This window comes from Streptomyces sichuanensis (genome assembly GCF_020328095.1).
GTDB lineage: Bacteria > Actinomycetota > Actinomycetes > Streptomycetales > Streptomycetaceae > Streptomyces > Streptomyces cinnamoneus.
Genome location: NZ_JAIXMK010000106.1, coordinates 1 through 12194, shown reverse-complemented (window position 1 = coordinate 12194; position 12194 = coordinate 1). Strand labels below are relative to the sequence as shown.

The following is a 12194-nucleotide window of genomic DNA, read 5'->3' as shown; positions in this document are numbered from 1 at the left end:
ACCACCCCCTGCTGACCGATCCGGGCCCCGCGGCATGCCACACTCGGACGCATGCGCGTGTACCTCGGCTCCGACCATGCCGGCTACGAACTCAAGAACCACCTCGTCGAGTGGCTCACGGCCCAGGGCCATGACCCCGTCGACTGTGGCCCCCACATCTACGACGCCCAGGACGACTACCCGCCGTTCTGCCTCCGCGCCGCGGAGCGGACCGCCGCGGACGCCGACAGCCTCGGCATCGTCATCGGCGGCTCGGGCAACGGCGAGCAGATCGCCGCGAACAAGGTCAAGGGCGTCCGCGCCGCACTCGCCTGGAGCGAGCAGACGGCCGCGCTGGGCCGCGAGCACAACAACGCCAACGTCATCAGCATCGGCGGCCGCATGCACACGCAGGAGGAGGCGACGAAGTTCGTCGAGATCTTCCTCGCCACGCCGTACTCGGGCGACGAGCGTCACACGCGCCGCATCGAGATGCTGAGCCGCTACGAGACGACGGGCGAGCTCCCCGCCATCCCGGCGCACCACCCCCAGCAGGGCTGACCCGGGTTCCTCCCACCCACCCGCCCCGACGTACAGGGTGCTCCGCCCCCACCCCCATGCCCGTCGGCCCGCCTTGAGCGGGCCGATGGTTCGGGTGACCGGGCGGGCGGGTGGGCAGGCCCCGCCGGGCAGCGGCGGGAAGACCGCCCGCAGACGGAAGCGAAACAGGAGACCGCCGTGCCCGAAGGGCATACGATCCACCGCCTGGCGGCGGACCACCGCGAGGCGTTCGCGGACCGTCCGGTCCGGGCGACCAGCCCCCAGGGCAAGTTCTCCGACAGCGCCGCACTGATAACCGGCCGGATCCTGACCACCGCCGAAGCCCACGGCAAACACCTCTTCCTCGGCTTCGAGGGGACCGGCTGGGTCCACATCCACCTCGGCCTCTTCGGCAAGTACACCTGGGGCCCCGGCCGGGCGGTGCCGCCGCCCACCGACACCGTCCGCCTGCGCCTGGCGGGCCCCGACGCGTACGCCGACCTCCGCGGCCCCACCACCTGCACCCTCATCACCGACGCCGAGAAGCAGGCGATACACGACCGCCTCGGCCCGGACCCGCTGCGCCCGGAGCACGACGGCGAGGCCGCCTTCGCACGGATCTCCCGCAGCCGGACGAGCGTCGCCGCCCTCCTCATGGACCAGAAGGTGGTCGCCGGCGTCGGCAACGTCTACCGCGCCGAGGTCCTCTTCCGGCACGGGATCGACCCCTACCGCCCGGGCCGCGACCTCACCCGGTGGGAATGGGACGCGATCTGGTCGGACCTGGTCGAGCTGATGCGCGAGGGCGTCCGCAACAACCGCATCGACACCGTCCGCCCCGAGCACACCCCCGAGGCCATGGGCCGTCCGCCCCGCGTGGACGACCACGGCGGCGAGGTCTACGTCTACCGCCGCACGGGGCAGCCCTGCCACATCTGCGACGGGGAGATCCGCACGGCCGGCCTGGCGGCCCGCAACCTCTTCTGGTGCCCGGAGTGCCAGCCGGCTTAGCGGCCCGCCCCTTCGGCGGACCGGCAGCGGGTCGGTCCGCTGCCGGTCGGAAGCCGGCCCGGAGCCGGTCGGACGCCGGTCAGAAGCCGTGCGGCAGCCACGGGGCGACCGTGCCGCCGAACGCCGATGCGGCCTCCGCCAGCGCGCCCTCGCTCAGCTCGGCGACGCGTCCCGCGGCCGCCAGCGCGGTGAGGGGCGTACCGCCGAGATAGGCCGCGCCCAGCTCCCGCACCGACAGCGCCAGGTCGGCGGCGTCGCGCGTGCGCTCGCAGGACGCCCCCTTGGCGTCCCCGGTCAGCCGCCAACGGCCGCTGTTCCAGGGACAGAAGTCGTCGGTGACGTCGAGGACGACGTCGACCGGCACCTGGTACGTCCGCGCCGCGAGCGCCGCGCCGACGTCGACCAGGCGCACGTGCAGATGGTCGGTCACCCTGACCTCGCAGCGCCGTATGTCGTTGACCATCTGCAGGAGCGGATCGTCGACGGGGAGGCTGCCGGCCTCGACCACGGAGGTGAGGTCGATCCCGAAGAGGTACTGCCAGAGCGCGGTGCGCGCGGCCGGGGTCAGCGCCTCCAGGTCGCGCAGGACCACCGTGCCCCGGGGCCCGCTCAGGTCCCAGGCGGGCCGCACCGCGTACCGCGCGTACCCCACCGTCCTGCCGTCGGCCTCCGCCAGCACGCACTGCAGCGGCGAGGCGCCCTCGCGCGCGCTCTCGGGGTCGACCACCGGCACGGCGTCCCAGCCGGGCCGGCGCGCGAGCATGCCCGGGCGGGTGGTGACCGCCTGCGCGTACACCTCCTCGCACGCGGCGCGCGCGGTCCCGGGCTCCGACAAGCGCAATCGCACCCCATCTGTTGCGTATGTTGCGTGTGAGTTTTCTGCGACTTGCGGTACGGACAAGCGCGCGTGCGTCGTATCGATGCGCGCCGTCATCCTGTACGTCGCCGCGCCGTAGCCGAAGCGGCCGTAGATCCCGGGCTCCGAGGCGGTCAGCACGGCCAGCGGCTCGCCCCAGGACCGGACGTCGTCCAGCTGGCGCCGCATCATCGAGCGCAGCACGCCGCGCCGCCGGTGCGTGGGCCGCACGCCCACCATGGTCACGCCCGCCGCGGGCACCGACGCCCCGCCCGGCACCGTGATCCGGAAGCTGAACGCGCCGGTCGTGCCCACCACTTCGCCGTCGTCCCAGACGCCGATCGAGCGGTCGTAGCAGGTCACCTCCCGCCAGAGCGCCCGCTCCTCGGGGCTCTCCGGCACGCCGCCGAAGGCGAGTTCGAGCATGCCGTACCAGTGGTCCCAGTCCGCCGGGCGCAGTACACGTAACTCCATCGTCATAACCCATGCCTAGCAGCGCATACCCGGTCAAGCGAACGAATTTCGCATAGGGTTGCTCTCCGGGTGGCCGCCCGGTGCACCCGCCGCGCCCGCGTCGGCGCGGCGTGAATCGACGCACCGCCGAATGGGTGGATAAGGTCCCGATGCAATGACTGGCGGTGCGGAGACCCCGACGGCCCGGATGCGCAAAGCACTGCACCGGGCGCGCACGAGCATGCGCAAGGCCGGTGTCGACTATTTCCGGGGCGACGGCTCCGACTGGGTCGCCCTCACCGCGCTGTTGCTGTCCGTGCCCGCCCTGGTGTGGGGCACGGTCGCCCAGCCGGAATGGTGCGCGCCCGCCGCGCTCGTCCTGCCCATCGTGGCCGGCGGGCTGCTGCTGCGGCCCGCGAGCCTGCTGGGGCTGTACGCGGCCGCTGCGGCCGGCCTCATCATGGAGTCGGCGGTCCTCGACGACCCCACCCACCACGGCACCGACCGGGTCAGCCCCGGCACGATCCTCGTCGTCGCGGCCGTCGGCTTCCTCGGGCTGCTGATCGCGCAGTTCCGCAGCCGCGTCGGCGTGCCCTGGCGGCGCGGCGGAACGATGCTCTTCGACCTGCGCGAACGCATCAGAGTGCAGAGCAAGCTGCCCAAACTGCCGGCCGGCTGGCACCGCGAGATGGCGCTGCGCCCGGCCGGCGGCCAGTCCTTCTCCGGCGACTTCGTCGTCGCGGCCCGCACCAACGGCGGCCGCACCCTGGAGGTCGTCCTGACCGACGTCTCCGGCAAGGGCATGGACGCCGCGTCCCGCGCCCTGCTCCTCTCCGGCGCCTTCGGCGGCCTCCTCGGCTCCCTCCCGCCCCACGCCTTCCTCCCCGCCGCCAACGGCTACCTCCTCCGCCAGGACTGGGACGAGGGCTTCGCGACCTCGGTCCACCTCGTCCTGGACCTCGACACCGGCGACTACGAGCTGCTCTCCGCGGGCCACGTTCCCGGCCTCCACCTCAGCGCCGGCACGGGCCGCTGGGAGGAGAAGTCGGCGGACGGCCCCCTGCTGGGCGTCTACGACGGGGCCGAGTTCGAACCGGTGAAGGGCCGGCTGCGCCGGGGCGACGTCCTGATGCTCTTCACCGACGGCCTCGTCGAGACGAACGAGCGCGACCTGACGGAGGGCATGGACCGTCTCACCGGGGAGGCCGACCGCTACGTCACCTCGGGCTTCCACGGCGCGGCGTGGCACCTCATCGAGGCGGTCGCGAAGGACGTCAACGACGACCGGGCGCTGCTGCTGATCTGCCGGGATTGAGGTCTTTCGCCGGTGACATCCACTGTGCGCCGGTCACCACGGTGTGACGCCTGCGACGGCCGGGAAACGAGCTGCACGGTCTCGTAACAGAGTGACCGTCAGCATCGGAAGCACTTTGTGATCACGTTGATGATGTTGATAGACATGTTCGAGTAGCCAAGTGGCGCATGAGACATGACGGGGGTGAGCTCGTGAAGTTCGACATGGGACAAACGACGCTGTCCGGACTGGTCAAGAAGACCCACGGATCCAGCAACGACCTGGCCGGTCTGGTCCGCCAGCTGGTCCACGCGGCGCAGCCGCTGGAGGGCAAGTTCAACGGCGCCGGCAAGGTGGCGTTCGACGAGTTCAAGGCACACTCGGACGACGTGGGCGCGGCGCTCAACGGCTCGCTGCGCTCGATCCTGGGCGGTCAGTCCGGCATGGACTCCTCCTTCGGCCAGGGTGACCAGGAATCGGCGGACAACGCCCGTCAGACGATGTCGGCGGCGAACTTCGACGCGGCACGCTTCTCGGGCCGCTAGGACACAGGGGGTATTTGCTCATGGCTGGTGCGGGTGCGGACCGTCGTAGTTACGACACGGGTGCTTCGACCGAGGTCCAGGGATCGCTGCAGGGCATCATCGGGCGGCTGGAGACGCTGCTGACCGAGCGCGACGGGGCGGTGAAGGCGGCGATGGCCGACTTCAAGGCCGACGGCGTCGACGAGCAGTACCACGGCGTGGAAATGCGCTGGAACAAGGCGGCCACCGAGGTCCGCCAGATCATCACGCTGCTGCGCTCGACGATGGAGAAGAACGACGGCACGGCGAAGTCCACGCTGGCCAAGGCGAAGGCCGCCGTCGACGCCATCGGCTGACGCCGGGCTGCAGGAGCAGGGAAGAAACGTTTCTTAAAACGGGGGAGACGTCGTGTCCAAATGGGATATTCGTCCGGGTGGCGTGCAAGGGGCGCTCAACAACACCGCTGAGGCCGCGAGCAAGTTCGAAGAAGAGTTCAAGGCGTACAGCGAGGGGCTCGTCCACTCGGCCACGCATGCGGGCACGATGATCCTGGGCGGGACCAAACAGCCCGAGGGCGGTGCCTTCGGGCCCGTGGCCCAGGCGCTTCAGGAGTTCCAGGAGCACACCTCTGACGACCTGAAGTTCCTCCCCGTCCGGACGGGCAAGTCCATCACCGGCGCGCGCCTGGCGACGGAGGCGTACGTCCACGGCGACCTGGAGATGGCGAAGAACAAGCAGGAGGAGTACTCCAAGGCTCCGACTCCCGAGGAGATGAAGGGGCCCAAGAAGTGATCGACCTGGGCAAGATACCGACCTTCACGGGCAAGCTGGAGCAGCTGGAGACGGATGCGACGACGCTGAAGACGACCGCCGGCAGCATCCGGGGCACGGGCAAGGCCGTGCACGACGCCTTCCAGAAGCTCTCGGACTCCTACGAGGCCCCCGAGAGGGAACACCTCCTCGACACGACGATTCCGGTGCGCGACAAGGCCGACGCCTTCGCGAAGAAGCTGGAGTCCGTCAGCGGCGCCCTCCAGGGCTTCGCCACGGCCGCGCGGCCGCTGGTGCAGAAGATGGACCGGCTGCGGGCGGACGCCGACAGGTTCGTCAAGGAGAACAAGGACGACGACGACTGGCAGAAGGACCAGAAGAAGGTCGACGAGAACGCGCGCCTGGTCCGCGAGGTCGGCACGACGTGGGTGGCCTTCCAGGGCGTCGAGCGCGACGCGGCGAACAAGATCACCGCGCTCGTGGGCGGCACGAAGTTCGTGGTCGACGACGGCTCGCACAAGGCCGGCATGTACGGCTTCAAAGAGAGCGACGTCAAGGACGCCAAGGAGACCCCCTGGGGGACGGTCGACAAGCGCGAGTACGAGGGTCTGCGGGCCGCGTGGGAGTGGACGAAGGACAACGTCGGCGGTGCGCTGAAGGGCTTCTTCGTCGACGGTGTGCTGGGCACCCTCAAGGGCCTCGGCAGCATGGTCAACTTCTTCGACTGGGACAACTTCAAGAAGACCTGGACGAACATCGGCAACGTCTTCGGCGGCGTCAGCGCGTACATCGCGACGCCGTACGAGTGGGCCATGGACAAGATGCTCGGCCCGACCGACCACAGTGACACCGACAAGCAGAAGGCCGCCCTGCGCGAGTTCGGCAAGTCGATGGTGGCCTGGGACGAGTGGGACAAGAACCCCTCGCGCGCCTTCGGCACGGTGGCCTTCAACGCCCTCACCCTGGGCTCGGGCACTCTCCTCAAGCTCGGCAAGGCCGGCCAGGCCGGGAAGCTGGGCGCGGGCGCGGAGGCGTTGACCGTGCTGGGCAAGGCGGGTGTGCTCGCCGACCCGATGAGCTACCTCGGCAAGGCGGCGGTGGTCACCAAGCTGAAGGTCGGCGACTTCTTCACCGGTCTCAAGGAGAGCCGGGCCGGCCTGGACGACATGTCCCGGAACATCCCCACGAAGCCGGGCGACATCGCCTTCGACCCGAACGGCAACCTCCAGCACGTCCGCCCGGACGGCAAGATCGAGACGGTCACGCCCGACGGCAAGGTCCTCGACCAGAACGGCGACCCGGTCAAGACCCCGCACCGGGAGCCGCACAAGTCTGAGCTGGACCAGCCCCAGGTGAAGGTGCCCGAGGAGCAGAAGGTCGGCGCGAGCGTGGGCGGCGGCCATACGGAGGCTCCGGCGAGCGGTTCGGGTTCGCACGCACCGGGCGGCGGCACGGGTTCGCACGCGCCGGGCGGTAGTGCGTCGCACACGCCGGGCGGTGGCGCGTCGCACACACCCTCGGGCAGTGCGTCGCACACGCCGTCCACTGGCGGTTCCCACACGCCGTCGGGCGGCGGTTCGCACACGCCGTCCACTGGCGGTTCCCACACGCCGTCGGGCGGCGGTTCGCACACGCCGTCCACTGGCGGTTCCCACACGCCGTCCGGTGGGGGTTCCCACACGCCGTCCGGCGGGGGCTCGCACACGCCGTCCGGTGGGGGTTCGCACACGCCGTCCACCGGCGGTGCCGGGCACGGTGGCGGTGGCGCAGCGGACAACGCCGGGCACTCGGGTGGCGGCGGCGCTGCGGACAACGCCGGTGACAATGCCTCCGGCTCCGGTACCCACGGTTCGACGGACGGCAACGGCAGTGGTCACGGCTCCGGCCCCCACGACCCTGCGGGCTCGCACGACCCGAGCGACCCCGGAAGTGCTCAGCCGGACACGGGCTCCGGCTCGGGTTCGGGGCCGGGTCACGGCGGGGACACCTCCACGCCCCATCAGGAGGAGCGCCCCGGCGCGGACGATCAGCCGCTCCCCAAGGGCGGACGCATCACTGAACACACCTTCGATCACGTGCTGAAGGGCGAGCTCAAATATGACCGGAATGGCAACCCCAAGGTCGTCGGATATCATTTCCGTCCCAATGGCCGTGACCTCGATCCCTACAACGTGAAGGTCCCGAAGATCCTGATGAGGGATAACAAGACGGGGCTGACCGTGGGCAACGTGTGGATGCGTGACCCGCGCACGGGCGAGTGGGTTATGAAGCGGGCCAAGACGACCTTCTTCCCTCCGTCGTGGACGGAGAAGGACGTCAGGCGCGCCATGACCAAGGCGTTCGAGAACGGCAAGGTCGTGGACGCCGACGACTTCAAGTGGCAGGGCTCCTACAAGGGGATAGATTTCGAGGGCTATTACGACCCCGTCACGGGTGACGCGAAGACCGTCTACCCGCTCATGCCCAAGCCCAAGGAATGAAGGAGATCCCCGCAGTGATCCGCACCCAGTACTACACCGAGGACGTCAAGGACCTGCCTCGTTTCACGGGGCCCGCCGGGCTGAAGGTTCTGGGTAACTGGGTGACGTCCGACATCCAGCTCGTTCCGCCGTCCGTCCTTGAGGCCATCGACCTCGTGACCGCTGCCCAGGCCGACAAGGGCTTCGCCCCGGAGGACCTGGACGGCAACGCCCACACGGCCACCGTCAGCCCGCAGGGGGTGGCGGTGGAGAACCACTTCGTCGAGCACGTGCAGGGTGAATTCACTCTGGACGATGCGCTGCGTGTCCTGGTCGACTTCTGGGACTACTGCTGTCTGGCGATGCCGACGCAGGTGGATCAGCACCGGCGTGCGTACGCGGAGGAGAACGGGCGCGACCCGCTGGCCGGGATCCGCGACTTCCTCGGCGGATGACCGGCTTCGCCGACCGGTCGGCCACCGTCACTCCGCAAGGGGTGACGGTGGAGAACCGGTTCGTCGAGGACGACATCCGCGCGGCCCTCGCGGTCTGGGAGCGGATGGTCCGGCGCTTGGCGACGGACTGGCAGCCGGACGGGTACTACACGGTCGAGGCGTACGGTGTCGGCCTCCGGGCGCGCGACGAGCTGGCGCGGCTGGTGGCCGAGCTGCCCCAGCCGGCCGGCGGGCCCCTGCAGGAGGCGATGGACCGGCTGGACGACGAGTTCCGGAAGTTCACCGTCCACGATGACTGGTTCGTGGTCCAGAACGCCTTCGGCCTCTCCTTGGAGGGCCGGGCCGCACGCGGCTGGTGGTGGCGGCGGAAGCCGCCCGTCCTGCCCTGGTCGCGCATGGCCCGCCTGCTCGGCACCGACTTCGACGGCAACCCCGTCGAGGACCCCTACGACGTCATCGGGGACGGCCTCGACGACCCGCGGCACCGGGAGCGGGTGCCCGGGCTCGTCGCGCTCGTGGGCGATCCCGCCGCGGCGGACCACGAGCGGCTCACGGCCTGCATCGCCCTGCTGGAGTGGGGGGAGGCCGCCGGCTACGAGGCGGTCGTCGGTGCTGCCGCGGATCCCGGGAACGTGGTCTGGTACGAGTGCTCCATCGACCGGAAGTTCTCCGTCGACAACACCTTCGGGCAGCTCGCCCGGGCCATGGCCTTCGACAGCGGACTCCCCGGGGAGAAGGGCACGCAGGCCGCCCGCACGGAAGCGGTCCGCGCGCTCGTGCGGATCGCGGACGGCGAGTACTTCGACGAGCAGCTGGAGGGCGTCCTCGAAAGCTGCGTGGCGGAGCCGGGCGTCATCGAGGACGTCGAGGACGTCGTGCGGCGCGGCGTCCGCTTGCTCGCCGGCGACGCCCGGCTCCGCTTCGACCTCGCCACCCAGCTCGTCGATCTGGCCTGTGCCGTGTCGACCGCCGACGTGCGCCGGGCGATCGCCCTCGCATCGGAGGTGCTGGCCGTGGCTCCCGGCGACCGTGCGCTGGAGCATGCCCGGGTCATCGCGCTCCGTGCCGAGGGGCCGGAAGGAGAGCGTTTCGCCGGTCATCTGCGCAATGTGGGCGACGCTTTGCGTTTCCCCGCAGAAAGTTGATAGGCATGGCGGCCGGTGCGTGTCATGCCCGCGCCGTTCCGATGTGAAGTGATTGATTCGGGGGACATTCGTGGCGACTCCGCCGCAGCAGCCGTTTCCGGCACAACAGCCGCCTTCGGCTCAGCAGCCGTTTCCGGCCGCACAGCAGCCCGTTCCGGGGCAGCAGCCGTTCCAGCAGCAGCCCGGCTTTCCGCCTCAGGGGCAGCCCCAGTTCCAGCAGGGCTTTCAGGGACATCAGGCGCACACGTTCTGCCGTCTGTGCGGTGGCTTCCCCGCCGTCGAGGCGACCGTCCGCGGGCATCAGGGCATTCTGATCATGATGCGGTTCCTGAGCCTGAAGGGGCCGTTCTGTCGCAATTGCGGAACGTCCGTGTGGCGCGACATGACCGGTAAAACGCTGCTGCAGGGCTGGTGGAGTCCTCTCTCGCTGGTCATTCTGACCCCGTTGACGCTCCTTTGGAACGTCTTCGTCCGGGCCAAGCTCAACAAACTGCCGCCCCCGGTCCCCGGTCAGCCGGGCATGCAGCTGGATCCCGGGCTGCCGCTGCGCAAGCGCCCCGCCGTCTGGGGTGCGCTGATCCCGGTGGCCTGGGTGCTCTTCATGGTCTTTCAGATTGCCCGCGGTTCGTAGGTTCGTACCGGTTCGTAGAGCCCGGCAGAGCGGGGAATGATGGCGAAGGATTACGACAGTCAGCTGCTGGAGTCGGTGTCCGTGCGGCGCCGGCGCATGCGTGATGCCCTGCTCTTCGGTGCCCAGCGGGCCCGCCGCACGGCGGATGAAAGGCTCGGCAAGGTATTCGCGGGGATCGCGATCGCGGCGGTTCTGTGCGCGGGGTGCGTGGGATGGTCGTTCATCCAGCACACCCTTGCCAAGCAAAAAGAGCAGCAGCGACAGCAGGAGCAGCGCTATGCGCCGGTGACGCCTTCCCCGTCGCCCACTCCCTCGGCGACTTCCACGAAGTCGGCCCACAAAAAGGCGACTCCCGCGAAGACGGCTTCCACGAAGGCGACCCCGGCAATGTCGCCGTCCCCGAAGACAACTCACCCAAAGCCGAAAGGAACACCCAAAGTGACGGAGCCGGCCCAGTGATAGGTTCTCGGGCGTGGTGAGCGCGGGGGCAAAGCAGCGTACGGAATTGAGCAGGGTCACCCTCATCGGCGACCGGCGGCGGGTGGACCTCGTTCTGCCCGCGGACGAGCCCATCGGCCGGCTCCTGCCCGACGTCCTGCGGCTGCTGGACGACAAGGTCGGCGACCGCCCGGCCGCCCGGCACCTGATCACCGCTGACGGAACGGTTCTGCCGCAGGACGGCACGCTCGCCGAGGCCGGCGTGCCCGACGGCGCGCTGCTCCGGCTCGTCCGCGTGCACGACGCGCCCTCCGCGCCCGTCGTGCACGACGTCACCGACGAGCTCGCCGAGGACCTGGACGTGCGCGCCTGGCGCTGGCGTCCCGAGGCCCGGCGGTGGACCGCGAGCCTGGCGACGATCGCGCTGGCCGTGACCGCCGGCATGCTCGGGCGCGACAGCCTGGGCCCGGCCGCCGTGGCCGGCCCCCTCGCCGGGATCGCCGCGCTCGTCGCGGCCGTCGGCGCCGTCGCCGCTGCCCTCGGCAACCGCCGTGACCGCGCCGACCGGGGTGCGGGCGAGGGCGGGGGCGCCAAGGACGAGGCCGCCCTCCAGGGCAGCCGCGCCATCGGCACCACCCTCATGCTCGCGGGCGGTGCGCTCGGCGTTCTCGCCGGGTGGGCCGCGGCTGATGCGCACGCCTGGTCCGGTCCCGCGCGGCTCGCCGCCGTCGCCGGGGCGCTCGCCGTGACGCTCGCGCTCCTCGGGCTGTTCTCGCCGCTCGGCAAGGGCGGCCTGACCGGCGCCGGTGCCGTCGTGGCGACCGCCGGGGCGTGGGAGGCCGTCGCGGCCTTCCAGCACGAACCGGCCCGCGTCGGCACCGTCATGGCCGTCGTCTCCGTCGTCGTCCTCGGCCTGCTGCCGCGCCTCGCGCTGATGGCGGCCGGGCTCACCGGGCTCGACGACCGCCGCTCCGGCGGCGCCTCCGTCAGCCGGCACGAGGTCGAGACCGCCCTGGCCGCCACCCACCGCGGGCTGGCCCTGGCCACGGCCGTCGTCGCCGCCTCCGCCGCCGCCGGCGGGCTGCTGGCCGTCACCGCACCCACGTGGTGGACGGTCGTGCTCACGGCCGTGCTCGCCGTCGTCCTGCTCTCCCGCTCGCGCGCCTTCCCGCTCGTCGCCGAGGTCGTGGCGCTGCTGGCCGCCGCCCTGGTGGTGCTCGTACGCCTCGCGGTGCTGTGGATCGACCACATCCCCGGCACGCCGTACGGGCCGCTGACCGCGCTGTGCGCCGTGGCGGTCGCGCCGCTCGCCGTGCTGGCGGTCCGGCTGCCCGAACACGTCGGCGTCCGGCTGCGCCGTGCCGTGGACCTCGTCGAGACCATCGGCGTGATCGCGCTGTTCCCGCTCGCGGTCGGGGTGTTCGGCGCCTACGCGCGCCTGCTCCACCAGTTCTGAGTCGCAGCAGTTCCAGGAGAAGACGAGATGGCCCAGGACGACTGGCAGGGCGACGTACTGCGCAACCTGCGCAAGGCGACGGACGGTCTGCCGAAGGCGGTGAACGAGGCGGGCGGGGCGCCGGAGGCCGGCGCGGCGCCCGCCCCGGACGCCGCGCCCGCCGGCGGTCCCGGCGCGGCGCC

The 12194-nt window shown here is 71.0% G+C and carries 12 protein-coding genes and 1 pseudogene; 12 read left to right on the top strand and 1 reads right to left on the bottom strand.

Going from position 1 to position 12194, the window contains the following annotated elements; all coding sequences use genetic code 11:
• Positions 1-51: 51 nt before the first annotated feature.
• On the top strand, positions 52-540 hold the full coding sequence (locus LE181_RS25165) for a ribose-5-phosphate isomerase (protein ID WP_225663777.1): 489 nt from the start codon (positions 52-54) through the stop codon (positions 538-540).
• Positions 541-717: 177 nt separating this feature from the next.
• Positions 718-1530 carry an Fpg/Nei family DNA glycosylase gene (locus LE181_RS25160; RefSeq protein WP_225663776.1) on the top strand — a complete coding sequence of 271 codons (813 nt, stop codon included), beginning with the start codon at positions 718-720 and terminating at the stop codon, positions 1528-1530.
• A gap of 79 nt (positions 1531-1609) precedes the next feature.
• Here the strand turns inward: LE181_RS25160 and LE181_RS25155 are convergent, their stop codons facing one another.
• Positions 1610-2866 carry a GNAT family N-acetyltransferase gene (locus LE181_RS25155; RefSeq protein WP_225663775.1) on the bottom strand — a complete coding sequence of 419 codons (1257 nt, stop codon included), beginning with the start codon at positions 2864-2866 and terminating at the stop codon, positions 1610-1612.
• A gap of 148 nt (positions 2867-3014) precedes the next feature.
• On the opposite strand from LE181_RS25155, the gene LE181_RS25150 reads away from it, so the two are divergent.
• From LE181_RS25150 to eccD, 10 genes and pseudogenes are all read left to right on the top strand, one after another.
• Positions 3015-4154 (top strand): PP2C family protein-serine/threonine phosphatase, encoded by a 1140-nt coding sequence (locus LE181_RS25150; RefSeq protein WP_225663774.1) that lies wholly within the window; start codon positions 3015-3017, stop codon positions 4152-4154.
• 191 nt (positions 4155-4345) lie between these two features.
• Positions 4346-4678, top strand: coding sequence for a hypothetical protein (locus tag LE181_RS25145; RefSeq protein ID WP_190110347.1), 333 nt, complete (start codon positions 4346-4348; stop codon positions 4676-4678).
• Positions 4679-4698: 20 nt separating this feature from the next.
• Complete coding sequence (locus LE181_RS25140; protein ID WP_225663773.1) at positions 4699-5013, top strand: pore-forming ESAT-6 family protein; 315 nt, start codon at positions 4699-4701, stop codon at positions 5011-5013.
• Between the two features lie 52 nt (positions 5014-5065).
• Positions 5066-5449: a DUF6507 family protein gene (locus tag LE181_RS25135; RefSeq protein ID WP_225663772.1), complete on the top strand. Its 384-nt coding sequence runs from the start codon at positions 5066-5068 to the stop codon at positions 5447-5449.
• A complete protein-coding gene (locus LE181_RS32290; RefSeq protein ID WP_308103370.1) occupies positions 5446-7908 on the top strand; it encodes an EndoU domain-containing protein in 2463 nt (820 codons plus the stop codon). The genes LE181_RS25135 and LE181_RS32290 overlap by 4 nt, the downstream gene beginning before the upstream one ends.
• Before the next feature lie 14 nt (positions 7909-7922).
• Positions 7923-8342, top strand: coding sequence for a hypothetical protein (locus LE181_RS25125; protein WP_190110111.1), 420 nt, complete (start codon positions 7923-7925; stop codon positions 8340-8342).
• Positions 8339-9487 (top strand): hypothetical protein, encoded by a 1149-nt coding sequence (locus LE181_RS25120; protein ID WP_225663771.1) that lies wholly within the window; start codon positions 8339-8341, stop codon positions 9485-9487. The genes LE181_RS25125 and LE181_RS25120 overlap by 4 nt, the downstream gene beginning before the upstream one ends.
• A gap of 70 nt (positions 9488-9557) precedes the next feature.
• The gene (locus tag LE181_RS25115) at positions 9558-10118 is read left to right on the top strand and encodes a hypothetical protein (protein ID WP_225663770.1); all 561 of its coding nucleotides are present in this window, start codon (positions 9558-9560) and stop codon (positions 10116-10118) included.
• 39 nt (positions 10119-10157) lie between these two features.
• Positions 10158-10445 (top strand): annotated as a pseudogene (locus LE181_RS25110) (hypothetical protein); the annotation flags it as partial.
• 145 nt (positions 10446-10590) lie between these two features.
• Positions 10591-12012 carry a type VII secretion integral membrane protein EccD gene (eccD, locus tag LE181_RS25105; RefSeq protein ID WP_372458489.1) on the top strand — a complete coding sequence of 474 codons (1422 nt, stop codon included), beginning with the start codon at positions 10591-10593 and terminating at the stop codon, positions 12010-12012.
• Positions 12013-12194 lie beyond the last annotated feature (182 nt).

Coding starts and splice junctions, on each gene's coding strand:
- LE181_RS25165 (WP_225663777.1), top strand. CDS start 52: ATGCGCGTGTACCTCGGCTCCGACCATGCCGGCTACGAACTCAAGAAC.
- LE181_RS25120 (WP_225663771.1), top strand. CDS start 8,339: ATGACCGGCTTCGCCGACCGGTCGGCCACCGTCACTCCGCAAGGGGTG.
- LE181_RS25155 (WP_225663775.1), bottom strand. CDS start 2,866: ATGACGATGGAGTTACGTGTACTGCGCCCGGCGGACTGGGACCACTGG.
- LE181_RS25150 (WP_225663774.1), top strand. CDS start 3,015: ATGACTGGCGGTGCGGAGACCCCGACGGCCCGGATGCGCAAAGCACTG.
- LE181_RS25140 (WP_225663773.1), top strand. CDS start 4,699: ATGGCTGGTGCGGGTGCGGACCGTCGTAGTTACGACACGGGTGCTTCG.